A 25,552-nucleotide genomic window follows, 5' to 3' on the forward strand; every position below is an offset into this window, starting at 1 on the left:
AAAAATGAACGCCCAGTCTATTTAAATGACTGGACGACATGTAATATAATAACTTAAATTTAACTGAATGATACTTATGGGTATAAACGATTTAATAAACGTGGGAATGGTGCAGTTTCACGTACATGTTCTACGCCTGAAATCCAAGCAACTGTACGTTCTAATCCTAAACCGAAGCCACTGTGAGGTACACTACCATAGCGACGTAAATCTAAGTAATAGCTATAAGCTTCTGAATCTAATTCATGTTCATTAATACGTTGTTCAAGTAACTCTAAATCATTGATACGTTCTGATCCACCGATAATTTCACCATAACCTTCTGGAGCAATTAAATCAGCACACAATACAGTGTCTTCGTTTTCAGGGTTAGGTTCCATATAGAATGGTTTAATTTTTGTAGGATAATTAGTGATAAATACTGGTAAATCGTAATGATTAGCGATAGCAGTTTCGTGTGGTGCACCGAAATCTTCGCCCCATTCAATATCATCAAATCCTTCTTCTTTTAAGAATTTAATTGCATCGTCATAAGAAATTCTAGGGAATGGCGTAGCAACCTTTTCAAGTTTTGATGTGTCTCTATCTAATGTTTTTAATTCTAATTTACAGTTTTTAAGTACTGATTGTACGACGTGTGCAACAAATTGTTCTTGAATTTCTAAACTTCTTGCATGTTCAGTAAATGCCATTTCTGCTTCAATCATCCAAAACTCAATTAAATGACGTCTTGTTTTTGATTTTTCTGCACGGAAAGTTGGTCCGAAAGAAAATACATATCCGTGAGCCATAGCTGCAGCTTCTAGGTATAGTTGCCCACTTTGTGATAAGAATGCATCTTCATCAAAGTATTTAGTATGGAATAATTCACTTGTGCCTTCTGGAGCACTTGCAGTTAAAATTGGTGAATCAATTTTTGTATAACCATTGTCATTAAAGAATTCATAAGTTGCTCTAATAATTTCATTTCTAATTTTCATAACAGCATGTTGTTTCTTAGAACGTAACCATAAATGACGGTGATCCATAAGGAATTCAGTACCGTGATTTTTTGGTGTAATTGGGTAATCATGAGCCTCATGGGTAACCTCGATAGATTTAACTTGCATTTCGTAGCCTAAATCTGAGCGGTTATCTTCAGTGATTGTACCAGTTACATATAAAGAAGACTCTTGTGTAATTTCTTTAGATAAATTAAAAACATCTTCGTCTACTTCTGATTTCACTACTACACCTTGCATAAATCCAGTGCCATCACGTAATTGTAAGAACGCAATTTTACCACTAGAACGTTTGTTAGTTAACCAAGCGCCAATTGTCACTTCTTGGTTAAGATGTTGTTTTGCTTGTTTAATCGTTGTATTCATAACCAGTCTCCTATTATTTTATCTTTTTTCAATACTTATTTATTTTAACAAAATATATTACCAACTTCTACAAGTTGAATTAAAAGTATGTGTATCCTATCACACAACTTTTATTTATCCACTGATTTTTGGATTTGTGATAATAATTTACTAAATTGATTAATGTCACCTTTTTTCTGGCGGTAATGTTCTAATGTTTGTTCAAAGAAACTTTTGTAATTACTATTGATGAGACGATCATCGAATGACACAATTAATCCTTTATCATTTTCATGTCGTATTAAGCGCCCTAAACCTTGTCTGAAACGTGTCACAGCATCAGGTAATACATAATCTTTAAAAGTTGATGTAAATTCAGAATTCATTAACCAATATTTAGCATTGTTTTTATTCATAAACGGTAATTTCGCAATCATGACGCATTTAATACCATTAGCTTGAAAATCAAAACCTTCAAAGAATGTTGAAGTACCTAAAAGAATAGACTTATCAAAGTGGTTAAACTGTTGAACAATTTTATAATTTTGATTTTGTTGTTGCGTTAATATAACATAATCCTCAAATTCAGGCAGTTCATTAAGCATATCTTGAACCATATGCATCATTTTATAACTTGTAAAAAGGATTAAACATTTAGATTCTGTTGTCGTTGTATATTCAATAACATAATTAACAATTGATGCTACATAATCGTCGACATTCTTATAGTTGTATGGTGCGACATCCGACGGAATAAATACATTAGTGTTTTTAGTATTTTGTAATGCTGATGCCACTTCGTACGTATTAAATTTAACATCTTTGTTAAACCAATTTTTAAAGGAGTCAAACGACTGATTAAACGTTAATGTTCCTGAAATAAATGTTAAGGATTTGAATTTATCTAAGACTTGTTGTGTCAAAATATCTTTAACAGCATAATCTTTTACAAGTAAACGAATCGTTGATTTTTGGCTTAAATTTTTAATTGAAATAAAGCTTGTATGATTATCTTTCAAACTTTGTTCTGTTTGTCTAAAACGCTCTTTTAGGTATAATAATTGCTTTCTCATAGTCTTTATAGTTTTGTGACTCATGCCATTAAACACTTCTAATGTTTTGTTTAATTTGTGTATTAAACGATGTAAATCTTTGATAATCTGATCATTGTCAAATTCGTAAACATAATGATATTTGTGTATGTCATCGTCATATACGTCTGCGTTTTGTACAATATCGTAAATATTATTGAACAACTGTTCATTAAGTTCATGAATATCGTTAATATTTGATTTCAGACCAAACACATCTATTGGAGCTATATCTAATTTCTCTAAAATACGTTGTTGTTCTAAATGATCTATGGCTTTTAATAATTTTTCATTTTCATTTTTACCGATAAGCCCTAACTGATATTTAATATCTGCATAGTTTAATTCATTTGTAACTTGATTAAGTGCATAATCAGGTAAGCGATGTGCTTCATCAATAATACAATCGTCAAATAGCTGGTAAATTGAATTTTCAGCATCAGAATGAATTAAATGAGCGTGGTTCGTAACGCCAATTTGGATATTTTGAGCATTGCGTTTGAGGTAATTATAGTAATGAATATCATGACGAACTGGAACATAAGTTTCAATCTTCTGATCGAAATACATTTTTTGTCCGCCTTTTAAGTTCAATTCTTGAATATCACCTGTATCCGTTTCTGTAATCCAAATCAATAATTGCATTTTAAGTATACTAACTTCGTAATTGTTAGTTTCTTCTTTTAAAATTTGGCTTATAAGTCCAAGTGAAATATAGTCATTTTTACTTTTAATAAGTGTTGCGTTGACTTTGAAATTGAGTGCGTTATTTAAAGCCGGTATATCTTTTTCTAATAATTGACTTTGTAATAACTTTGTATTTGTTGAAATCATAACATGTCGACCAGTTTCGATATTATACATTAACGCAGCTAAAAGGTATGCTAGAGACTTGCCACTTCCAAGTGGTGCTTCTATCATGGCTTTTTCACCATGCATAAGTTGTTCTAAAATAATTTCTGATAAATAAAGTTGTTGTGGTCGATATGTTAGATCTAATTGTTTAGTTGCTTTTTTATATAGCGTCTTTAATGTGCCATTAAATTCAGTCACAGGTCCTTTTAAATCTACTTGCTTTTTATAAATAATTTGCTCAAATTGACCAAATTGTTGATCTAATGTTGCGGATTTATGTTGTCTTACCATTTCGAATAAAATGTGATATAAATCATATTTTAAGTCTTTACTTAAATAATATAATTGTTTCAATGTATCAAGCGGTAATTGTTCAAACTTTTCAAAGGCTTTAATCATTAAGTGAGCTGTGGTTGTAGCATCTTCATCCGCTCTATGTGCGTTTGTTAGAGGAATATTATGTGCTTCGGCTAGTTCACTTAATTGATAGCTTTTATCTGTTGGGAAGGCAACTTTAAATAATTCTAACGTATCCATAACACGTTTAGGTCGGTATTTGATATTGCAATTTTTAAATGCTTTTTTAATGAAGTTTAAATCAAACGCGACATTATGAGCAACGAATACACAGTCTTTAAGTTGTTGATAAATATCATTAGCAATATCTTTGAAATACGGTGCTTGTTCAAGCATTGTCTCTTCAATTGAAGTAAGTGCTTGAATAAACGGAGGTATTTCTAAATCAGTTCGAATCATTGAATGATATGTGCCTATTATTTTGTTTTGTCGAACGAAAGTAATGCCGATTTGAATAATATCATCGTAATCAAGTTGATTACCTGTAGTTTCTAAATCAACAACTGCATATGTTGCTATTCCCATAGCTATCTCTCCTAGTTTACATTGTTATAATTCTATATCTGCACTAATTAACCTTCTAAGTTGTCCTTGATTGTCCTTAACCATTAAGAAACCATCATGATCAATATCAATGGCTTCACCGATAAATTGTTCATTATTTTCTGTGAAACGTAATGGTCTTTGCCACATGTTTGTAGCTGCAATATATTCCTCACGAATCTCTTCAAATGGTACTTTTAAGAATTGATTATATCGCTTTTCAATTTCTTTAATTAATATATCTAAAAATTCATAACGATTAAAATCGTATTCTGAATGTATACGCATACTTGTTGCTCTATGCCTTATCTCTTCATCAAAATCAGTTTCTTGATGATTCATATTAATACCGATACCACAAATAATTGCTTCAATCGCATCGTAATTGGCAACCATTTCTGTTAGGAAACCACACACTTTTTTGCCATCTATGTATATATCATTAGGCCATTTAATCGTAACATCATCAGTTGAAAATTGTTGAATCGCATCTTTAATTCCTAATGCCATAAATAAATTGAATTTCGGAATCATTGCGTACGGTACATCAGGACGAAGTACTAGTGACATCCAAAGACCTTTGCCTTTACTAGAAGCCCAATTTCGATTAAAGCGACCTCGCCCTTTTGTTTGTTCATCACTCAATATTAAAAAGGTATCATGATTACCTACTAGTGCTTGTTTCGCTTTTAATTGTGTTGAATCTACTGTACTCATCACTTCTATTTGATCAAATAAATCACGTTGCTCGATAATCGGATTAACAATACCACTATACCAATGATCTGGGAGTGTTTTTAGTAAATGCCCTTTATGATTAATAGATTCAATATCACAACCGTCTAGTTTTAATTGATCAATGACTTTTTTAACAGCTGCTCTTGAAATATTAAGTTGATCTGCTATGTATTGACCTGAAATATATTCAGGTTGATGTTCATATAGCATTCTTACAACATCTTGACTATATTTTGACATGACTATCCACCCATTTCATTATTTCATTATACGTATTGCTTACTTTATTAGTTACGACGGCAATTTCTACTTTTCTTAAGACATCTTTGACCCAAGGACCACCTTGTTGATTTAAATGTTGCATCAAATCATTCCCGTTTATAGCTAGTTGTTGTCGTTGATTAATAGGTAATTGTTGATATGAATCTTTAATTGTCTGTTGATTTATAATCAGTGGACTTGCAGTTTTAATGTGATTTTTAGAAAGAGTTGGCGTATGCTCAATAATAGTTAAAATATCATTAATATCATAATCATACACCATCATTGTTAAATCTGATTTTGAATTGACTTCCGGTAATTGATTGATGATTGAAACCAGATGCTTAATATGTGATTGTTCTTTATTACTTATTTTAAGTTTTGATAATGGTTCTTCATTATTCATTTTCGCATTAAGTATAGCAATCCATACATCAAACTGCATAGGTTCATCAATTATTAAACGTTGCATGTCTAATTTTTCAAAATATGGAATATATTTAAAAGCATCTAATTGAATTAAATGATGATAGCTAGTAGCAACATTTTGACCACTGATTAATTTCTTGAGTTCAACGATAATACGTTCAATGGATAAATATTTGATATCTTCAATTTGATTTACCATAGCTTGGAACGTGTTATCTTCTATTGAAAAGTTAAGCTGAGATTGAAAACGTAAACCTCTTAATATACGAAGTGCATCTTCGGCAAATCTTTCAGAAGGATTACCCACTGTTCTTATAATGGCTTGATGAATATCACTTTCACCATTAAAATAGTCAAATGTCTTATACTCAGTGTCCATTGCAATTGCATTTATTGTAAAATCACGTCTTTGAACATCTTCGTATAAATCTCTTACGAAATGAACATCACTTGGGCGACGGTGATCAATATATTCCTCTTCAGCACGAAATGTTGTTACTTCATAATTTTCATGATTGAATACTACATTAATCGTACCATGTTCTTTTCCTACTGGGATAGTATGGCTGAAAATGGATTCAATCTCATCTGGTGTTGCGCTTGTAGTAATATCTATATCGTGAATTTCTCTATGCATGAGATAATCTCTTACAGAGCCACCTACAAAATAAGCTTGAAATCCTTGTTGTTGTATTTGAGTTAATATGGGTTTGGCTTTTTCAAATAGTTCATTACTCATGCAAGTTCTCACCTTTATTTAACATTTGACGGTAATAATGTTCATATTGATCTGTAATCAATTCTGAGCCAAATCGTTGTTCTATATCTAATAACATTTGTGATTGTAATTGTTGATAAAGCTCATTGTCTTGTAATAGTTTAAGTGCATAGTCAGCCGCTTGGTCGCTGTCACCTACATCGACAATATATCCAGTTTCACCGTGTTTAATGACTTCTTTAATTCCCCCTGCATTTGAACCAATAGGAACGACACCTGTTTTCATAGCTTCTAAAAGCGTTAATCCAAAGCTCTCTTTTTCACTTAATAATAAAACTAAGTCTGACAGTTGATAGAATGCACTAACGTTATCTTGCTTGCCTAAAAAGAGAACATTCTCTTCTACACCAAGGTCTCGTGTTTTTTGACGCATATCAATGAGTTCTGGGCCATCGCCTAGTAAAATTAATTTACTTGGGATTTGTTGATGTACTTTAGCAAATGTTTCAATGACTGTATCAATTCGTTTTACTGATCTAAAGTTAGAAACATGAATCAATACCTTTTCATGTGGTTCAATACCGTAATCAGATTTGAAGCTTTCATCATGACGAGTTGGAAACTCATTTTCTCTAACGAAGTTATATATAGGTATGATTTCTTTTTCAGTATGAATAATTTCTTTAGTTTGTTCTGCTAATGAATGACTGACACTTGTAACGATATCACTCTCTTCAATACCGAATTTAATAGCACCTTTAAGTGAATGGTCATAGCCAAGAACTGTTATATCAGTACCATGAAGTGTCGTCATAATTTTAATATCTTTACCTGACATTTGTTTTGCTAAAATACCACAATTCGCATGTGGCACAGCATAATGCATATGTAAAATATCTAAGTCATACTCTTTTATCACTTCTGAAATTTTAGTACTTAACGTAATATCATATGGTGGATATTGGAAAACGGCATATTGGTTTACTTCAACTTGATGGAAAATGATATTAGGTAATGGTTTGCGGATTCTAAATGGTATGTTTGATGTAATAAAATGAACTTCATGACCTCGCTCAGCCATTTTAATACCTAATTCTGTGGCAATGATACCTGAGCCACCCATGGACGGGTAACACGTTATTCCTATCTTCATTTATGTCCCATCCTTTCTATTATCAATTTATAAAATAGTTACTTTCTCTCGAATCGATTATAATCACGTGTATTGAATTTTTGCATAGTTTCATCAAAACTTTCAGTCATATCGATTCCTAATGAATTGGCAATACATAGTAATACAAATAAGTTATCGCCTAACTCTGCTTTAATCGTATTATCTTCTTCAGTATCTTTCTTTTTCTTCTCACCGTAATGATGATTAATTTCTCGAGAAAGTTCTCCAACTTCTTCTGTTAGTCTAGCGAGATTAGCTAAGGGAGAAAAATAACCTGCTTTAAATTGACTAATATAATCATCTACTTCTTTTTGCATTTGAGTCATTGATTTCAATTAAATTCTCTCCTTTGAATGCATTTCTAATATAGTATATATCAAAATAAAGTGATATGCATTCTTAGTGCAATTTAAGGTTGGTAATTTATTTTTATTACTGATTGGGATGGTGAATAATGATGATTAATATGAAAAAGCATAAAAAAACTGGTTAATAATGTCTGTATGACAATATCAACCAGTGGATGTGTCTAAATTTAAATCATATAGTTATTAATCACTTGATCTAGCGATTAAAATAATACGTGCTAATTCAGCTAATGCAACTGCTGTTGATGCAACGTAAGTCATTGCTGCAGCTGATAATACTTTTTTAGCGTGTTTGTACTCTTTCTCATTTACGATATTCAATGCTGTAATTTGTTTCATTGCACGTGAACTGGCATCAAATTCAACGGGTAATGTCACGATTGAGAATAAAACTGCTAGTGACATTAATCCAGCACCAATCCATAATGCAGTAGATCCGAAAGCACTACCTAATGCAGTTAACACAATACCTAACATAATAACAATGTAACTTAATGAACTACCTAAGTTAGCTACAGGTACTAATGCTGATCTGAATCTCAAGAATACATAACCTTGTTGGTGTTGAATTGCGTGACCAACTTCGTGGGCTGCAATGGCTGTACCAGCAACAGAAGGTCTATCGTAGTTTGCAGGAGATAAACAAACAACTTTTTTATTTGGGTCATAGTGGTCTGTTAAGAAACCATCACCTTTAACTACATCGACATCATAAATGCCGTTTGCATGTAGGATTTCTTCAGCTACTTCACGACCAGTCTTACCACTTGTGGATCTAACTTGTGAGTATTTTTCATAGTTAGATTTAACTTTATGTTGAGCCCACATTGGAATGACCATTAATATTACAAAATAAATAATCATTGATATTAAAGACAATAAACTCACTCTCCTTTAATCATATTTTACTGTCAAAATGCACTTTAATCAAATGATTTAACTTTCAATACTTGTTTAAGAAATAAATATAAAAATAGCGAAATGATACTTAGACAAATAGATAATACCCCAATTTCAATAACATGGGAAGCAATAAACTTATAATAAGGAAATTGCATTTTAACATAGTCCATATAATCGTTTAAAAACACCCAAATTAATGAAATTACAAAACCCAAAATAGTTATTTTAAAGCGAGGATAAAAGTAAAATGCTTGTAATGCCATAATGCCATGTGATATCAAAAGCATTAATCCATTAATAGTTACCTCTCCATCTATTACAAACATAATCAAGTTCATAATCACTGCCCAAACACCATATTTTATTAAAGTTACAAATGCTAGAGCTTCAATTATGGATGATGATTTATTTAATAACAATAATGCAATGGCTATAGTTAAAAATAAGGAAGCGGTTGGGCTATCTGGAACAAAAGGAACAAAATAAGATGGTGTTATATACAACTGACCACTATACCAGTCATAGCCATATATTGTACCTATCGCATTACATACAAGTAAAAATATTAAAAACGGTCGATAATATAATGAAACTTCCCAGTATTGTTTAATAGTCATTATTGTTATCTCCGATATCATGTTTAGTTTTCTTAGCTTTTAAAATATTAAGTATTTGTGTAAGTTGGTAAAATCTTTCTTGTTCTTTCATCTGTAGACTTAAATCTATATTATCTTGAAGTGTTTCAATTAAGGTTGTTTGTTTACGATCACTCATAGAGATTGAATACAAATCTTGAACATACGATGTATAATGTGGCGAATGGATTAATTGCGCTAAAATTAAATCGTCTAATCGACTTTCACGTTGATGTTCAGAAGAAAAATGCAATTGGATATCAAAAGTCATATCGTTATTTGCAATGACTTCGAAAATTTCATTTGTGTTAACGAGTGCTTGTTGATGGTCGTTAAATTGAATTGCAGAAGCAACTGAATCTACTTCTGCAATTTGTAATGTCATATGTTGTTGTATTTTTTCCTCGACGAAATGTATACGTTGTAGTTTTTTTGGACTAGCTTTTAAATAATTTAATACCCATACTGAAATACGAGATTTAAATTCATAATGGAATAGCAAATATTCGATAAAACTTTGTTTCATTTTTGTAAGGGAGCTATTCATTTCGTACCATTCCTTTTAAGATTGTAAACGCATTGCTTCATCATGCCATGTTTCATTGCTTGGATCCATTTCAAGTAGTTGATCAAGAATAGATTTAGCTTGTTCTTTTTGCCCTATTTCTAAGAGATAGAAATAGTAGTCGCTTAAGAATTCAGATTGTGTTTTTAAAGTTGGATAAGCTAATTCAAAGAAATGTTGTGCTTCTTTGTCACGTTCTTCTTGTCCGTAGGCATATGCTAAATGCCACATAAACACTGGGTCTAAATCTTCTTCATCTACATATGTGAGCAAGTCGATAAGTGCTTCATAATCTTCTTCACTTCTATATAAATCACTTAAAATCAATAATGGCTCATGATATGCATTATCTACTTCTAGTGCTTGTTTTAATAAAGTGACACCTTCATTTGCATCGCCATGTTCAATTTCTATACTACCTGTTGAAACCATTAATTCTTTATAAAATTGACTTAAACGTAATCCTTCTTTACCAATTTCAATAGCATCCGGATAATTTTTTTCGTTTTCGTATAATGATTGTAAATAGAAATAACCTTGTAAGAAATCAGGGTCTTTCGTTAATAACGTTTTCATTATTTTAATGGCTTCTTGTGTTATGTCATTTTTTTCATAAGCAATTGCTTTTTTGAAATAATCTTCAGAATTCATCTCAGTTTCATTAATTTCATCATATAGGCGAATAGCATCACTATAATTTCCGCTTTGTAAGCTACAATCTGCTTGTCTAGAGAATAAGTTAATACCATTGACTTCATATTCACCAGTTTCAAGTACTGTTTCATATTCAGTGCTAGCACGTAAATATTGCCCATCGAAATATAGTAATTCTGCTAAAGCGAAATGTAGAATTGGATCATTAGGTTCTAATTGAATCGCGGCTTGAATTTTATCGATAGCGACTTCAAGCATATTAATTTGTTGATATAAATCTGCTTCGAGCATTAATTTTTCTGTAGATTCTTCAACTTGACTTAAATACTCTAACGCTTCGTCAGTTTGGTTCTCTGACATTAGCCCTTCAATAAAGTAAATAAGTAATTCACTTTCGTCTGGATATCTGTGATAAAGCGTTCGGAATACTTCTAAACCTTGTGGTGTTAAACCAAAGTTGTAAAGTGTTTCACCTAAAATGAATAATGCATCATCGTTATTTGAACTCAGCACTTCATTTACACGAGTATCTAAATTTGTTAATTTTTGTAAATTGATATCGTCTATTAATTTGTAGATATCTTCCATTACTATTTTCCCTCATTTTCTAAAAGCTTGAATTTTGGTAAGAAACCTGGAAATGAAACATTAACTGCATCAAATTGTTCTATGGATAAAGGTTCTGAGCTGAGTAGTGATGCAACAGCTAACATCATTCCTATACGGTGATCGGTTTGACTATCAACTGTGACACTAGTTTTAAATTCAGAAGGATGGATTATAAGACCATCATTTGTTGGTTGCAATTCAAAACCTAATTGAGTTAGCATATCTGCTGTTGTATCAATTCTGTTTGTTTCTTTAACCTTTAATTCTTCTGCATCTTTAATCACACTCGTACCTGAAGCTTGTGTACAAAGTAATGCAATGACGGGTAATTCATCAATTGCTCTCGGTACAAGTTCTCCATGTATTTGAATGGGTTTTAAATTTGGTGTATAACGCACACGTATAGATGCAGTCGGTTCCGATTCTTCTGTAATGTCACTAAGTTCAATATGACCACCCATTTGTTTAACGATGTCTATGATACCTGAACGAGTTGGGTTAATGCCAACATTATGAATTGTAACATCACTGCCAGGTGTGATTAAGGCTGCAACGATGAAAAATGCAGCAGAAGAAATATCGCCTGGAACATGAAAATCACGTGGTTGTATATGTTGTACTGCTAATGGTTTGGTAGTAATCGTTTTATCATTAACTGAAATAGGAATATTAAAATGTTCAAACATAGTCTCTGTATGGTTACGGCTAACATCTATTTCTGTGATGCTAGAAGATTCTTTAGAAAAGATACTAGCAAATAATATAGCGCTTTTTACTTGGGCACTAGCTACTTCCATAGTATATTGCATGCCTTTAATATTTGAAGGCTTAATAATTAAGGGTGTGTAATTACCATCCACGCCACTAATTTGTGCGTTCATTTTTAGTAATGGTTTTAATACTCTATCCATTGGACGTTTACCGATTGAAACATCTCCCGATAATACACTTTCCAGACCAACACCACTTAACAATCCGGCTAATAAACGTGTTGTTGTGCCTGAATTACCTGTATACAGAACTTGATGTGGCGTTTTAAAATTTTGATAACCAGGTGAATCAACAATAATACGATCTTCTTCTTCGGTGATTGTTACACCTAAAAGTTCAAAGATGGCCATCGTTCTTTTACAATCTTCACCTAATAATGGTTTATATATTGTTGTTTGTCCTGTTGCTAATGATGCGAGCATAATTGCTCTGTGTGTGATGGATTTGTCACCAGGCACCTCTATGCTCCCTATTAAAGGACCATTAATATCAATTGTTTGTGTAGTCGACATCATTTATTCACCTACTTTATTTTTGATTGAAGTTCGTTAAATGCAGCTAAGTGTGTAGATTTGTCTACATGTTCTACAACTGCATGACCTAATGATTTCATTAGTACCATTTGAATGCCATCTTGATTATTCTTTTTATCTAAAAGCATATATTGATAAATATCATCGAATTCCAATTCTTTTATAATATTAATTGGATATCCTAGTGATTCTAAATAATTAAGATAATGATCAATATCAAATGTGGTTTGTAATATTTGATTAGACACGATAAATTGATAAACAATACCTATCATCACAGCATGACCATGTGGAATTTTATATTTATATTCAATAGCATGGCCAAATGTATGCCCTAAATTTAAAAACTTACGCATACCTTGCTCTTTTTCATCATTCACAACGATATTTAACTTTGTTTCGATACCTTTATAAATATACGTTTCAATATCATCTAATGACGCTAATACTTCTTTATTAGGAAAATGTTGTTCGATATTGCTAGTGTCTTCTTGACCATTCAGTAATGCGTGTTTATAGACTTCTGCATAACCACTAAGTACTTCACTATATGGTAATGTTGTTAAGAAATCTAAATCATAAATAACAGCTTTAGGTCGATAAAATGCACCGATTAAGTTTTTACCATGTTGAGAATTAATTCCAACTTTACCACCAATACTTGAATCATGGGCTAAGATAGTTGTTGGGACTTGTATAAATGACACGCCTCTTAATACACTTGCAGCTATAAATCCTGCAAAGTCACCTGTTGCGCCTCCACCAATAGCGATAATTGCTGTATTTCTCGTAATTTGAAAGCTTAAAATATGTTCGACAATTTCATGGAAGTAATTAAAAGATTTCGTTTGTTCACCCGATGGAATGATTATTTTATGAGCGTGATTCACACTAATAAAGTGATCTATTTTATCTTTGAAATGTTGATACACTGTTTCATCAATGATAAAAAATGACTGATCATAAGATTGAGTGAAATCTTGTAGTTGATTAATAGCACCATGCTCAACAATAATTGGATAATTATTATCTTGATAAGTTGTATTTAATTTCATATTTATTCACCTGATTTATGAGGATTAGAATTCGATATTTAACTGTCGACGTTCTGCGATTTGTGCTTTTAGTTGATCAATGTGATTAGCTTGGAATTCTTCTAATAATGCTTTAGCTAATTCGAAAGCGACTGCATGTTCGCAAACAACGCTTGCTGCTGGAACAGCACAACTATCAGAGCGTTCAATCGTTGCTTTGAAATCTTCTTTTGTGTTGATATCTACTGAGTTTAATGGTTTGTATAATGTAGGAATAGGTTTCATTACACCATTAACAATGATAGGCATTCCGTTTGACATACCACCTTCAAATCCACCTAAGTGGTTTGAAGCTCTATAGTATCCTTGAGTTTCGTTATACATAATTTCGTCTTGAATTTCGCTACCAGGCTTTTCAGCGGCTTTAAATCCTTCGCCAAAGCTAACTCCTTTAAAGGCATTAATACTTACTACACCTTGAGCTATACGACCATCTAATTTTCGATCATAATGAACATAGCTTCCGATTCCTACAGGCATATTTTCTGCCATTACTTGAACCACGCCACCAATTGAGTCGCCTTCTTTTTTAGCTGCATCAATTTTATCTCTCATTTGTTGAGCAATATCTTCATTAATAACTCGAACGTCATTTTTATCGATATTAGATTTAAATGTCTCAGCATCGTATAGACCTTCATCTTTTATGCCGCCGATTTCTACAACACGACTATATATATGAATATCTAATTGAGCTAATAATATTTTAGAAACAGCACCCACTGCTACACGAGCAGCTGTTTCTCTAGCTGAAGAACGTTCTAAGACGTTTCGTAAATCTCTGTGGTTATATTTCATTCCGCCAACAAGATCAGCATGTCCTGGTCTTGGTTTAGAAATAGTACGTTTCATATTTTTTCGTTCTTCTTCACTAATTGGTTCAATACCCATGATATTTCTCCAATGAGTAAAATCATCGTTTGTTACGACTAGTGTAATCGGGCTTCCTAGTGTATAGCCATTTCTTACACCTGAAACAATCTCGATAGCGTCTTTTTCAATTTGCATACGACGGCCTCTACCATATCCGCCTTGTCGTTTAAACATTTCTTTATTAATATCTTCAGCTTTAATTTCTAAATTAGCTGGAACACCTTCAATTATTACTGTTAGTTGTGGGCCATGTGATTCTCCTGAAGTTAAATATCTCACTAAAGCACACTCCTTTCCTTTTAGTTCTTTTATGAATTATTATATGTGTTTAATAATATCACAATCAATAAATCAATATAAGTTTATCGAGCTAACGTCATTTTTATTACAAATCAAAAATATGAGTTTAAGATTTATTTCTAAATGAAATTAATTGATTGATAACAGATGATATTATTTTGTACAAGTTTTGATTGAATTATAATTACTTGCATATTATTTTGTTAAAGAACCAAATAAAAAAATGATAAAGACCACTTCCTAAATTGGGTTAGTGATATTTACGCATTAGTTTTAGCTAAGGTGCTAAATAAGTTATAACTAATGCAACAACTGCCAATATATAATTGAAGCCTGAGACATTGATTTATGTCTCAGGCTCTAAGGATAAAATGAATTACTTATTTAAATTTTATTTTTTTATTCGTATAACCAAGCATCTCTAGGAGATTCATAAGTATTTACTTCTTCATCATTAAACCATAAACTAATTTCTCTTTGAGCAGATTCCACTGAATCAGAACCATGAATGATATTTCTACCAACTGTTAAACCTAAATCTCCTCTAATAGATCCAGGAGTAGCATCAGATGGGTTTGTGCTTCCGATGATATGACGAGAAACCGCTACAGCATCTTCACCTTCAACAACCATTGCAAAAACTGGTGCAGAAGTAATGAAAGAAATTAAATTGTTGTAGAAAGGTTTACCTTCATGTTCGCTATAATGCTTTTCAGCTAATTCTTGTGGTACTTGCATTAATTTGCCACCTACAAGTTTTAATCCTTTGTTCTCAATACGAGAAATTATTTCTCCGATAAGATTTCTTTGTACTGCATCTGGTTTAATCATTAAAAATGTACGTTCCACTTTGTGTTGTCCCCCTGTAATTTAAAATAACAAGCTTCTGAAGTATGTATAAATTAACTTGTCCGCTAATTATAAAGTAGCTAACTTATATACTACCAATTAATTAAAGCGCTTTCAAGCTGATTTACATGATTTACACATTTCTAGAACCCATTTTTTTAATTAACTTTTTAAATAAGTTTCGGGCTTGATTATCATCTAATTCATCAATTAGATTGAGCGCTTTATTCAAGTATTTTTCACTTATATCTTTTGAAACTTGAATATTATTTGAATTGCGTATAATATCTATACATTTTTCAAATTCTTCTTTATTACTGTCTCTATCTAAGTGAGCAATCATATCTTTGAAAGATGCATTATCTCTCATTTCAAGCAAAACTGGCAATGTGATGTGACCATTCATCAAATCGCTACCTACAGGCTTACCTAATTTCTTTTCAGTGCTAGTAAAATCGAGTATATCGTCGACAATTTGAAAACTCATTCCGATGTAATGACCAATCATTTTTAACTTTCTAATTGTTTCTTTGTCAGATTGAGACGTAATAGCACCTACTTCTGTAGCTAACTGAATTAGTAAAGCAGTTTTACGGTTAATTCTTCTTAAATAGTTAGTAATCGTTTGTTCGCTATTGAATTGATCTTGGAATTGGAATAATTCACCACGACATACGTCCACGATAGATTCAGATAAAATTTCATGAACACGTTGGTCTTTAATTTCTGATAAATGTTGTAAACCTAACGCAAGTAAGAAGTTCCCTGTGATAATCGCTGTTGTTTGGTCCCATTTCTTAGAAATTGTAAGTCTTCCACGTCGTTTATCACTTTTATCGATAACATCATCATGGACTAATGTTGCCATATGAATGAGTTCTAATGCTACAGCCACTTTATACGTATCTTCTGAAACGCCTTCTTCTTTACCGAACTGGCTACTAAGAATGACGAAAGCTGGTCTAACACGTTTTCCACCTGAAGAAAGTAAATGAAAAGCGGCTTCTTCAAGTACTTTATCATTACTATGAATTGATTGTTCTAGACGCTTTTCAACTTTTTTTATTTCATTGTTCATGTTTAACTTTGCCACGTTAATCACCTTTGGTCGTATCATTTTTGTTTATAGCCAAGGTGCATTGCAGCAACGCCACCTGTGAAGCTACGTACTTTTATGTTATTAAATCCTGCTTGTTGAAATAATCGTTTTAATTTTTCTTTACCTGGAAAATCAAAAGTAGATTGTTGTAACCATTCATATTCTTCTTTTGATTTAGCGAATAATTTACCAAAGATTGGCATCACAAATTTAAAATATAAACGATATACTTGTTTGAATACAGGTAATGTTGGTTGACTCGTTTCTAAGCATACAACCATACCGCCTGGTTTAAGTACACGATTCATTTCTTTTAATGCGCCTAAATAGTCTGGCACATTTCGTAAGCCAAATCCAATTGTGACATAATCAAATGAATTATCATCAAATGGTAAGTTCATGGCATCTCCATGGACTAAATTAATATTATCCATATTTGATGTTTTTTCTTTGCCTACTTCTAACATGTTTTCACTGAAATCAATACCAGTTACTTCTCCTTCAGGACCTACAGCTTTACTTAAAGCGATTGTCCAATCAGCAGTACCACAACATACATCAAGGGCTTTGCTCCCTTTTTTAACTGACATTTCTTTCATAACATGTTTTCTCCACACTTTGTGTTGCTCGAAACTAATAATGTTATTAAGTCTATCGTATTTTTTTGAAATATTTTGGAATACCGTATGAACTTGTTCTTTTTTTGCGTTATTTTCAGCCATCTTTAATTACCTCTTCTTTTATCTAGCGTTTGTTTGATGTCTTTCATAATTAGATTAACACGTTCTTTATTATAATTTTTTAAATATGATGGATAGTAGTCATGTACTTCGTCATATAAAAAGTCATATATCTGAGTTGCATTTCCTTCATTATTAAAATGAGTTAACGTAATATATGGGAATAATGTTTCAATTTTAAAAATTGCGTCACTCGCTTCTTCATCAGTTAATACATGTTGATGTAGTGAAGATTTAAGCTCGCTCACTTCAACAATAGCTTTACTCATTGCTAGTTGATATTCAGGATCATTTATTTCAGCTAGTATAGTATAGAAATGTGCACTTAATAAATCTCCAACTAAAATAGAATGCTTTGATAAACGATTGTTAGATATGTCATCTAGATGTTTCATCGAAGTGTCGATTGTGAGGCAAGCTAACTTTGCTTTTTCAGGTAGTGAGCATGTGTCTAAAAATTGACCCAACTTTTCATTGATTTGTATGGTTTCATAATCAACTATACCCTTAAGCCTTTGCTTAATATCTATATTTAATTTGCTTACAGTATTTTCCATGTTCACACCTCACGATATTATCACTATTTATATTAACATTATATATCAAAAAATTAAATATTAGAGTCCCTTCTCATCTTTATTAGATTACAGAATTTATACTTATGTAAAAAGTAACGCTTTTTATGTATTATATGATTATGTATTTGGAGTTATGTTAAATAGTTAATTAATTTTTCTCTTTTTGATAGAGAACTAAATTTTTATTTTATACAAAAAGAAAAAAGCCCTCGAAGGGCTTTTTTAAGTAAAATTATTTTACTGCATCTTTTAATGCTTTACCAGCTTTGAATGCTGGAACTTTACTTGCAGGAATGTCGATTTCTTTACCTGTTTGAGGGTTACGGCCTTTACGAGCAGCACGCTCACGTACTTCAAAATTACCGAAACCGATTAATTGTACCTTTTCACCTTTAGCAAGTGAGTTTTGGATAGATTCAAAAACAGCGTCTACTGCTGAACCAGCTTCTTTTTTAGTTAAATCAGCTTGTTCTGCAACTGCATTGATTAAATCAGTTTTATTCATTATGAATTCACCTCCTGAGGTTTGATAATGATATCATTATATCATTATGGTTAGACTTTAACACACTGATTACTGTCACCGCAACGATTTATATATTAAAAACCTTAAAATAATACGATTAGAATTAATTTTTTTGGAAAACACATCAATAAAGTGTAAAATGACACTTTATTATTCTGATTTTTTGTCTCTACCCATTAATTCTTTAATACTTTCTTTAACAGGAACATCCTCGAATAACACTTTGTATAATGCTGTAGTGATTGGCATATCAACATTAACTTCTTGTGCTAAATAATAAACAGATTTAGTTGTATAAATTCCTTCAACTACCATTTTCATTTCTTCAAGTGCTTCATCTGTTGTTTTACCTTGGCCTAATTTATAACCTAATGTAAAGTTACGAGAATGAGTTGATGTACAAGTTACAATTAAGTCACCTATGCCACCTAAACCTAAGAATGTCATAGGATCGGCACCTAATTTTTCTCCTAAGCGACTAATTTCAGCTAAACCACGTGTCATAAGAGCTGCTTTTGCATTATCACCAAATCCCATTCCAGCTACGATACCACTTGCTACTGCAATGATGTTTTTCAATGCGCCACCTAGCTCAACACCGACTAAATCATTATTTGTATATACTCTTAAATAATCATTCATAAATAAATCTTGAATCAATTGGCTTACTGCTTCGTCTTTTGATGATGCCGCCACAGTTGTAGGTTGTTTGATAACAACTTCTTCAGCGTGACTTGGTCCTGATAATACACCAATACCTGCATTGTGTTCAGGAGAGATTGAATCTTCCAACATTTCAGATACACATTTGAATGTACCATTTTCAATACCTTTTGCAACATGAATAAAAGTCTTTTTAGTAGTTAGTAATCCATCGATTTTACTAGCAACTTCTCTCATTGCTTTAGTAGGTAAAGCCATTAAATATATATCTGCAAAATCTACAACTTTGCTTAAATCTGTACTGGCTTTAATAGATGGATCTAGTTTTGCTTCTTTTAAATAATTTTTATTCATATGATGTGTATTTAATTCTTCGACGTTTTCGTCATTTTTACCCCACATTAGTACATCATGGCCATTTTGTGCTAATACATTGGCTAATGCTGTACCAAAACTTCCCATACCAAAAACTGATATTTTAGTCATATTAATATTCCCCTCCGTTTTAATTTCTTTTTCTTGGAATGATATGAACAGGTGTACCTTCAAATCCAAAGGCATGTCTAATTTGATTTTCAAGATAACGTTTATAAGAAAAATGCATTAATTCAACGTCATTAACAAATACAACAAATGTTGGCGGTTCAATCGCAACTTGTGTTGTATAAAAGACATTTAGTCTTCTACCTTTATCTGTTGGAGTAGGATTCATTGAAATTGCATCAGTCACTACTTCGTTTAATGTTGAACTTTGTACACGTTTTTTATGATTTTCACTTGCCTCTTTAATATAAGGGAATAACGTTTTCAATCTTAATTGTTCTTTAGCTGAGACAAAGGCAATTTGTGCGTAGTCTAAGAATTGGAATTCTTTTCTAACGTCTTCTGTAAATTTCTTCATCGTTTTACTGTCTTTTTCTACTGTATCCCATTTATTAACAACAATGACGATTGCTTTACCTTCTTCATGTGCATATCCAGCGACACGTTTATCTTGTTCAATAATACCTTGTTCTGCATCGATAACAACTAAGACGACATTTGAACGTTCAATTGCTTTTAATGCTCTTAAGACTGAATATTTTTCAGTAGATTCATATACTTTACCTTTTTTACGCATTCCAGCTGTATCTATTAACACATAATCTTGACCGTCGAATGAATATTCTGTATCGACAGCATCTCTTGTAGTACCAGCAACATTAGAAACAATGACACGTTCTTCACCTAAAATGGCATTGACTAAACTAGATTTCCCTACATTTGGGCGACCAATAATTGATAAACGAATTGTATCATCATCGTATGGGTCTTCTTGTTCTTCACCAAAGTTTTCAACGACGGCATCTAATAGATCACCTAAACCTAAACCGTGCGAACCTGAAATTGGATAAGGTTCTCCAAATCCTAAAGAATAAAAATCATAGATGTCGTTACGCATTTCTAAGTTATCTACTTTGTTTACTGCGAGAACGACAGGTTTCTTACTTTTATAGAGCATTTGTGCTACCATTTCATCGCTTTGTGTTAATCCTTCTCTAACATTAACCATAAATACGATAACGTCCGCTTCGTCGATGGCTATTTCTGCTTGTGCTCTAATTTGTGTTTGGAATGGTGCATCTCCTATTTCAATACCACCTGTATCTATAATATTGAATTCATGAGTTAACCATTCACCTGATGAATAGATTCGGTCTCTGGTTACACCAGGCGTGTCTTCAACGATAGAAACACGTTCGCCGACTACTCTATTAAAAATTGTAGATTTCCCTACATTAGGCTTGCCTACAATTGCTACTATAGGTTTAGTCATTTGTTAACTTCCTCTCTTTCTTAATCTCTATAATTTTATCACATGCAAGCACTGATTCAAAATACGTTTGTAACAAACGACTAAATATATTAAATAATACTTGAGAAGATGTAAAAAAACACTCCAATTAAAGAGATAACTCTAATTGGAGTGTAAATATAATTTATTGTTTATTAAAATTTAAGGTCTTTAAATTTATCACCAAAGACATCACCTAAAGTAGGGTTATCTTCCTCAGTATCTTTATTTAAATAAGATTGTGTTGTAGAAGCATCGCTTTCAACTACATCTTCGTTTGGTAAAGTAGCTTTGATAGATAATGATACACGTTCATTGTCTTCATCAATACCTAAGATTTTAACACTAACTTGTTGACCTGGTTCTAATACTTCACCTGGTGTACCAATGTGCTTATGATCAATTTCTGAGATATGAACTAAGCCTTGTACTCCAGGAGCAATTTCAACGAATGCACCGAAGTTAGCTAATCTTACAACTGTACCTTCGATAACGTCATTTTCGTGGAATTGACCTTTAATTTGTTCGAATGGTGTTGGTAAAGTATCTTTGATTGATAATGAAATACGTTCAGTATCTTTATCAACTGATTTTACTTTTACTTTCACTTTTTCGCCAACTGAAACAACCTCTTCTGGAGATTGAACATGTTGATGTGATAATTCAGAAACGTGAACTAATCCATCTACACCACCAATATCAACAAAAGCACCAAAGTTTGTTAAGCGAGCAACTGTACCTTCAATCACGTCTCCATCATTAAGTGATTCTAATAATGATGCTTTTTTAACGTCATTTTCAGCTTGTTCAACAGCTTTACGGCTTAAGATTACACGGTTATTTTCAGGATCTAATTCTTCAACTTTAATTTTGATTGTTTGTCCTTCAAAGTCAGAGAAATCTTCGATAAAGTCTGTTGAAATTAATGAAGCAGGTACGAAACCACGTTGTCCTACATCGACAACTAATCCACCTTTCACAACTTCTGTTACTTTAGCTTCAATTATTTCATTGTTATCAAGTTTTTCTTGTAAATAGTCATATGATTTTTCAGTTTCAAGTTGTCTTTTAGATAAAATATATGCACCTGAATCATTTTCTTCATCAAATTCAATTTTCGTTACATAGGCTTCTATTTCATCGCCTTCTTTAACTACTTCATTAGGTTTTTCAATATGATGTGTGGATAATTGGCTAATAGGGATTATACCATTGTATTTTCCACCATTAATATGCACAACTACTTGTTTATCTTCAACCTGTTGTACTTCTCCAGTGACTTTGTCACCTTCTTTAATATCTTTAATCATTGATTCGTTGAATTCTTCAGTCATCTTGTCTGCCTCCTTATACACTACATAAGTATAACATCTTACAAACTGACTGAATTGTCAAGAAATTCCCCTTTTACACTTTAAGAAACTTTATGTTGATTTCATAGATGCAATTAAAAAGTGAATTTTTTAAATAAATTTCAATTTAAAGTTGAAGATGTATATTTATAGTGTTTATTAATATTAAGATTCAATCTAATTCTATTATAAGGGATAATAAAAGCTATATAAACGTTTCTGCTTATAACGTTTACATAGCTTTCAGTTAATTATTTAATTTGATCAACCATTTTTAAAATTTCGTTAGTTACTGTTTCAATAGATTTACCTGTTGTATCTAATGTAACGGCATCATCAGCTTTTCTTAGTGGTGAAATCTCTCTATTCATGTCATAGTTATCTCGTTGTTCAATTTCAGTTTTTAATTGTTCCAAGTTTGACTCGATGCCACGTAATTCATTTTCTTTTTGACGACGTTCAGCGCGTTCCTCAACAGAAGCAATCATATATACTTTTAGTTCGGCATTTGGAAGTACAACTGTACCGATATCTCTTCCATCCATAACTATACCTTTTTTAGCAGCTAAGTCTTTTTGCTTTTTAACTGCAAATGATCTAACTGGTTCTTTTGAAGCGACATATGAAACGTTGTTAGTAACATCATTTTCTCTTAAATAATCTGTTACATCTTCATTATCAAGCATCACACGTTGGCCTTTTGTTTCGTCATAAGTTAATTCTAATGTTGTATTTTTAATCAGTGCTTCAAAATCTTCTGTTTGGTTAGTACGTATATATTTGTATGTAATTGCTCTATACATAGCACCAGTATCTACATAAATCATAGAAAGCTTACTAGCAACTTGTTTAGCAATTGTACTTTTACCTGCAGCTGCAGGACCATCTAAAGCAATATTAATTAAACTCATTATCGAAATACCTACCTTGTTGTTTGATGAATAATATTTTATCATAAATATGTATTTTATTAATAGGAGGAAAAGTATGAAACGTCTACTTGTTATTCATACCGGTGGCACAATCAGCATGTCACAGGATAGTTCTAATAGAGTTATTACAAATAAAGAAAATCCAATTTCACAAAATCAAGATATCATTAAACAATATGCACAAGTAGATGAGATTCATCCTATGAATGTACCATCTCCACATATGTCTATACAACATGTGAAGCAATTAAGAGATATCATTGTAGAAGCTCATCATGATAAAGACAATTCATATGACGGATTTGTCATTACTCATGGAACAGATACTCTTGAAGAAACTGCATACCTTTTAGATTTATTATTAGATATAGAGGAACCAGTTGTCATTACAGGTGCTATGAGATCTTCCAATGAAATAGGTTCTGATGGTCTATACAATTTTATTTCAGCGATTAGAGTGGCCTCTTCTGCAAAATCTCGTCGTATGAGTGTTATGGTCGTATTTAACGATGAAATACATACAGCACGCAATGTGACTAAGACACATACATCTAATACAAATACATTCCAAAGCCCTAACCATGGCCCATTAGGTGTACTAACAAAAGATAATGTACAATATCACCATCATCCTTTAAGTCATACAAGTTATCATAATATAAATCCTGGCTTAAATGTCCCACTCGTTAAATCATACATGGATATGCCAAGTGATATATTTAAATTTTATGCATCACAAGAAATCGATGGTTTAGTAATCGAAGCTATGGGACAAGGTAATCTTCCACCTACTTGTTTAGATGGACTAAATTCCTGCATAGATAAGAATATTCCTATCGTCATGGTATCTCGCTCATTTAATGGCATTGTAAGTCCAGTTTATGCCTATGAAGGTGGCGGGTATCAACTTGCTGACAAAGGGTTAATATTTTCTAATGGGTTGAATGGACCTAAAGCACGGTTGAAATTATTAGTGAGTTTAAGTAATGAACTTGAACGACACGATATTAGACAATATTTTGAAGAGTAAAATAAAAAATAATGGCGTAGAATTGATTTGATACTATCAATCTACGCCATTTATTTATGATTCTAAAGGTGTTTGCTTTTTAGCAAGAATACTTTGTGTTATTAAACCACCATGATATTTACCATTTTCTATAAAGATAGTATTGGCATCGTTGCCTGCTGCAATTACTCCGGCAATATAACAGTTTTCAACATTTGTTTCGTATGTTTCGCGGTTATATACGGGTGCAGTGCCGAATTCATTCGTATTAATATCTATTCCGATAGATTTTAAGAATTCATAGTCAGGGTGATAACCTATCATAGCAAATACATAATCATTAGGTATTTCAATAGTGTTACCATCTTTTTCGTAAACTACTTTATCCTCTGTAATTTGAGTTACATTGGCATTAAATTCCATTGTAATTTTTTCATGATTGACTAGTGATTCAAAATTAGGAAGAATCCACGGTTTAATTGCTTTAGGATAACGATCTCCTCGATATATTACAGTGACATTTGCGCCAGCTTTTTCCAATTCTAAGGCTGCATCTACAGCAGAATTTTTACCGCCTATAATGACTACATTTTGGTCGAAATAAGGGTGTGCTTCTTTAAAATAATGACTTACTTTTGGTAAATTAGCACCTTCAACTTCTAATGTATTATGCTGACCATAATATCCTGTCGCTACAGTTAAAAATTTACATTCGTACACATCTTTAGTAGTTGTAATTGTAAATCGGTTATTCATCTTTTTAACAGTTAATACTTCTTCAAATGGATTAATATTTAATTGATGATGTTTAACTACTTCACGATAGTATACTAATGCTTGGTTTCTATGTGGTTTACTTTGTTCAACGATGAATGGTACATCGCCAATTGATAATTTATCGCTTGAAGAAAAGAATGTTTGATGTGTTGGATAATTGTAAATAGCTTCAACAACATTACCTTTTTCAATAACTAATGTTTCAATACCTTTTTTCTTTTGTTCAATGGCTGCACTTAAGCCACAAGGTCCACCACCAATGATGATACTTTCTATTTTTTGCATGTCATACGGCCTCCTTTAATCACCAAACTATTATATCAGTTATGATCTATTTACGCGAAGTCCTTGATTAAGAAAAATTTATAATTTTAGT

Annotated in this window: 24 protein-coding genes; 1 reads left to right on the plus strand and 23 read right to left on the minus strand. The window is 32.0% G+C overall.

The window, feature by feature from the left end; all coding sequences use genetic code 11:
* Positions 1–74 precede the first annotated feature (74 nt).
* The 22 genes from asnS to cmk form a co-directional block, all read right to left on the minus strand.
* Positions 75–1,367 (minus strand): asparagine--tRNA ligase, encoded by a 1,293-nt coding sequence (gene asnS, locus GVY01_RS04755; protein WP_017637977.1) that lies wholly within the window; start codon positions 1,365–1,367, stop codon positions 75–77.
* 110 nt (positions 1,368–1,477) lie between these two features.
* Positions 1,478–4,174 carry a helicase C-terminal domain-containing protein gene (locus GVY01_RS04760; RefSeq protein WP_108016933.1) on the minus strand — a complete coding sequence of 899 codons (2,697 nt, stop codon included), beginning with the start codon at positions 4,172–4,174 and terminating at the stop codon, positions 1,478–1,480.
* Between the two features lie 24 nt (positions 4,175–4,198).
* On the minus strand, positions 4,199–5,170 hold the full coding sequence (locus GVY01_RS04765; protein ID WP_017637975.1) for a biotin--[acetyl-CoA-carboxylase] ligase: 972 nt from the start codon (positions 5,168–5,170) through the stop codon (positions 4,199–4,201).
* Positions 5,157–6,359, minus strand: coding sequence for a CCA tRNA nucleotidyltransferase (locus GVY01_RS04770; protein ID WP_017637974.1), 1,203 nt, complete (start codon positions 6,357–6,359; stop codon positions 5,157–5,159). The genes GVY01_RS04765 and GVY01_RS04770 overlap by 14 nt, the downstream gene beginning before the upstream one ends.
* Positions 6,352–7,491: an N-acetyl-alpha-D-glucosaminyl L-malate synthase BshA gene (bshA, locus tag GVY01_RS04775; protein WP_159333659.1), complete on the minus strand. Its 1,140-nt coding sequence runs from the start codon at positions 7,489–7,491 to the stop codon at positions 6,352–6,354. The genes GVY01_RS04770 and bshA overlap by 8 nt, the downstream gene beginning before the upstream one ends.
* A 38-nt stretch (positions 7,492–7,529) precedes the next feature.
* A complete protein-coding gene (locus tag GVY01_RS04780) occupies positions 7,530–7,847 on the minus strand; it encodes a nucleotide pyrophosphohydrolase (protein WP_017637972.1) in 318 nt (105 codons plus the stop codon).
* Positions 7,848–8,063: 216 nt separating this feature from the next.
* Positions 8,064–8,759 carry a zinc metallopeptidase gene (locus GVY01_RS04785; protein ID WP_017637971.1) on the minus strand — a complete coding sequence of 232 codons (696 nt, stop codon included), beginning with the start codon at positions 8,757–8,759 and terminating at the stop codon, positions 8,064–8,066.
* 44 nt (positions 8,760–8,803) lie between these two features.
* A complete protein-coding gene (locus tag GVY01_RS04790) occupies positions 8,804–9,400 on the minus strand; it encodes a DUF1405 domain-containing protein (protein WP_017637970.1) in 597 nt (198 codons plus the stop codon).
* Positions 9,390–9,965 carry a YpiB family protein gene (locus tag GVY01_RS04795; RefSeq protein ID WP_017637969.1) on the minus strand — a complete coding sequence of 192 codons (576 nt, stop codon included), beginning with the start codon at positions 9,963–9,965 and terminating at the stop codon, positions 9,390–9,392. The genes GVY01_RS04790 and GVY01_RS04795 overlap by 11 nt, the downstream gene beginning before the upstream one ends.
* A gap of 15 nt (positions 9,966–9,980) precedes the next feature.
* Complete coding sequence (locus GVY01_RS04800) at positions 9,981–11,225, minus strand: tetratricopeptide repeat protein (RefSeq protein WP_070453792.1); 1,245 nt, start codon at positions 11,223–11,225, stop codon at positions 9,981–9,983.
* Between the two features lie 2 nt (positions 11,226–11,227).
* Positions 11,228–12,529, minus strand: coding sequence for a 3-phosphoshikimate 1-carboxyvinyltransferase (aroA, locus tag GVY01_RS04805; protein WP_108016935.1), 1,302 nt, complete (start codon positions 12,527–12,529; stop codon positions 11,228–11,230).
* Between the two features lie 11 nt (positions 12,530–12,540).
* Positions 12,541–13,605, minus strand: coding sequence for a 3-dehydroquinate synthase (aroB, locus tag GVY01_RS04810; RefSeq protein WP_017637967.1), 1,065 nt, complete (start codon positions 13,603–13,605; stop codon positions 12,541–12,543).
* A 24-nt stretch (positions 13,606–13,629) separates the two neighbouring features.
* The gene (gene aroC, locus GVY01_RS04815; protein WP_017637966.1) at positions 13,630–14,796 is read right to left on the minus strand and encodes a chorismate synthase; all 1,167 of its coding nucleotides are present in this window, start codon (positions 14,794–14,796) and stop codon (positions 13,630–13,632) included.
* Between the two features lie 420 nt (positions 14,797–15,216).
* Positions 15,217–15,666, minus strand: a complete 450-nt coding sequence (ndk, locus tag GVY01_RS04820) for a nucleoside-diphosphate kinase (RefSeq protein ID WP_017637965.1) — start codon at positions 15,664–15,666, stop codon at positions 15,217–15,219.
* A gap of 133 nt (positions 15,667–15,799) precedes the next feature.
* The gene (locus tag GVY01_RS04825) at positions 15,800–16,759 is read right to left on the minus strand and encodes a polyprenyl synthetase family protein (RefSeq protein WP_037536644.1); all 960 of its coding nucleotides are present in this window, start codon (positions 16,757–16,759) and stop codon (positions 15,800–15,802) included.
* A gap of 20 nt (positions 16,760–16,779) precedes the next feature.
* A complete protein-coding gene (locus tag GVY01_RS04830; protein ID WP_017637963.1) occupies positions 16,780–17,487 on the minus strand; it encodes a demethylmenaquinone methyltransferase in 708 nt (235 codons plus the stop codon).
* Between the two features lie 2 nt (positions 17,488–17,489).
* The gene (locus tag GVY01_RS04835; RefSeq protein ID WP_159333660.1) at positions 17,490–18,062 is read right to left on the minus strand and encodes a heptaprenyl pyrophosphate synthase subunit A; all 573 of its coding nucleotides are present in this window, start codon (positions 18,060–18,062) and stop codon (positions 17,490–17,492) included.
* A 253-nt stretch (positions 18,063–18,315) separates the two neighbouring features.
* Complete coding sequence (locus tag GVY01_RS04840; protein WP_001043863.1) at positions 18,316–18,588, minus strand: HU family DNA-binding protein; 273 nt, start codon at positions 18,586–18,588, stop codon at positions 18,316–18,318.
* 171 nt (positions 18,589–18,759) lie between these two features.
* Complete coding sequence (locus tag GVY01_RS04845) at positions 18,760–19,758, minus strand: NAD(P)H-dependent glycerol-3-phosphate dehydrogenase (protein ID WP_159333661.1); 999 nt, start codon at positions 19,756–19,758, stop codon at positions 18,760–18,762.
* Positions 19,759–19,777: 19 nt separating this feature from the next.
* A complete protein-coding gene (der, locus tag GVY01_RS04850) occupies positions 19,778–21,088 on the minus strand; it encodes a ribosome biogenesis GTPase Der (protein ID WP_017637960.1) in 1,311 nt (436 codons plus the stop codon).
* A gap of 173 nt (positions 21,089–21,261) precedes the next feature.
* Positions 21,262–22,440 carry a 30S ribosomal protein S1 gene (gene rpsA, locus GVY01_RS04855; protein ID WP_029055324.1) on the minus strand — a complete coding sequence of 393 codons (1,179 nt, stop codon included), beginning with the start codon at positions 22,438–22,440 and terminating at the stop codon, positions 21,262–21,264.
* Positions 22,441–22,709: 269 nt separating this feature from the next.
* On the minus strand, positions 22,710–23,369 hold the full coding sequence (cmk, locus tag GVY01_RS04860) for a (d)CMP kinase (RefSeq protein ID WP_017637958.1): 660 nt from the start codon (positions 23,367–23,369) through the stop codon (positions 22,710–22,712).
* Between the two features lie 76 nt (positions 23,370–23,445).
* Here cmk and GVY01_RS04865 point away from each other — a divergent pair, with 76 nt between their 5' ends.
* Positions 23,446–24,420 carry an asparaginase gene (locus GVY01_RS04865; RefSeq protein WP_017637957.1) on the plus strand — a complete coding sequence of 325 codons (975 nt, stop codon included), beginning with the start codon at positions 23,446–23,448 and terminating at the stop codon, positions 24,418–24,420.
* 54 nt (positions 24,421–24,474) lie between these two features.
* Here the strand turns inward: GVY01_RS04865 and ypdA are convergent, their stop codons facing one another.
* Positions 24,475–25,461, minus strand: coding sequence for a bacillithiol disulfide reductase YpdA (gene ypdA, locus GVY01_RS04870; RefSeq protein ID WP_017637956.1), 987 nt, complete (start codon positions 25,459–25,461; stop codon positions 24,475–24,477).
* Positions 25,462–25,552 lie beyond the last annotated feature (91 nt).

It is taken from the genome of Staphylococcus sp. 8AQ, from assembly GCF_902506595.1.
Classification (GTDB): domain Bacteria; phylum Bacillota; class Bacilli; order Staphylococcales; family Staphylococcaceae; genus Staphylococcus; species Staphylococcus pasteuri.

Coding starts and splice junctions, on each gene's coding strand:
- GVY01_RS04840 (WP_001043863.1), bottom strand. CDS start 18,588: ATGAATAAAACTGATTTAATCAATGCAGTTGCAGAACAAGCTGATTTA.
- GVY01_RS04865 (WP_017637957.1), top strand. CDS start 23,446: ATGAAACGTCTACTTGTTATTCATACCGGTGGCACAATCAGCATGTCA.
- GVY01_RS04765 (WP_017637975.1), bottom strand. CDS start 5,170: ATGTCAAAATATAGTCAAGATGTTGTAAGAATGCTATATGAACATCAA.
- GVY01_RS04795 (WP_017637969.1), bottom strand. CDS start 9,965: ATGAATAGCTCCCTTACAAAAATGAAACAAAGTTTTATCGAATATTTG.
- ypdA (WP_017637956.1), bottom strand. CDS start 25,461: ATGCAAAAAATAGAAAGTATCATCATTGGTGGTGGACCTTGTGGCTTA.
- GVY01_RS04790 (WP_017637970.1), bottom strand. CDS start 9,400: ATGACTATTAAACAATACTGGGAAGTTTCATTATATTATCGACCGTTT.
- GVY01_RS04845 (WP_159333661.1), bottom strand. CDS start 19,758: ATGACTAAAATATCAGTTTTTGGTATGGGAAGTTTTGGTACAGCATTA.
- GVY01_RS04770 (WP_017637974.1), bottom strand. CDS start 6,359: ATGAGTAATGAACTATTTGAAAAAGCCAAACCCATATTAACTCAAATA.
- bshA (WP_159333659.1), bottom strand. CDS start 7,491: ATGAAGATAGGAATAACGTGTTACCCGTCCATGGGTGGCTCAGGTATC.
- rpsA (WP_029055324.1), bottom strand. CDS start 22,440: ATGACTGAAGAATTCAACGAATCAATGATTAAAGATATTAAAGAAGGT.
- GVY01_RS04830 (WP_017637963.1), bottom strand. CDS start 17,487: ATGGCTGAAAATAACGCAAAAAAAGAACAAGTTCATACGGTATTCCAA.
- GVY01_RS04760 (WP_108016933.1), bottom strand. CDS start 4,174: ATGGGAATAGCAACATATGCAGTTGTTGATTTAGAAACTACAGGTAAT.
- GVY01_RS04800 (WP_070453792.1), bottom strand. CDS start 11,225: ATGGAAGATATCTACAAATTAATAGACGATATCAATTTACAAAAATTA.
- cmk (WP_017637958.1), bottom strand. CDS start 23,369: ATGAGTTTAATTAATATTGCTTTAGATGGTCCTGCAGCTGCAGGTAAA.
- aroB (WP_017637967.1), bottom strand. CDS start 13,605: ATGAAATTAAATACAACTTATCAAGATAATAATTATCCAATTATTGTT.
- asnS (WP_017637977.1), bottom strand. CDS start 1,367: ATGAATACAACGATTAAACAAGCAAAACAACATCTTAACCAAGAAGTG.
- aroA (WP_108016935.1), bottom strand. CDS start 12,529: ATGTCGACTACACAAACAATTGATATTAATGGTCCTTTAATAGGGAGC.
- der (WP_017637960.1), bottom strand. CDS start 21,088: ATGACTAAACCTATAGTAGCAATTGTAGGCAAGCCTAATGTAGGGAAA.
- GVY01_RS04835 (WP_159333660.1), bottom strand. CDS start 18,062: ATGGAAAATACTGTAAGCAAATTAAATATAGATATTAAGCAAAGGCTT.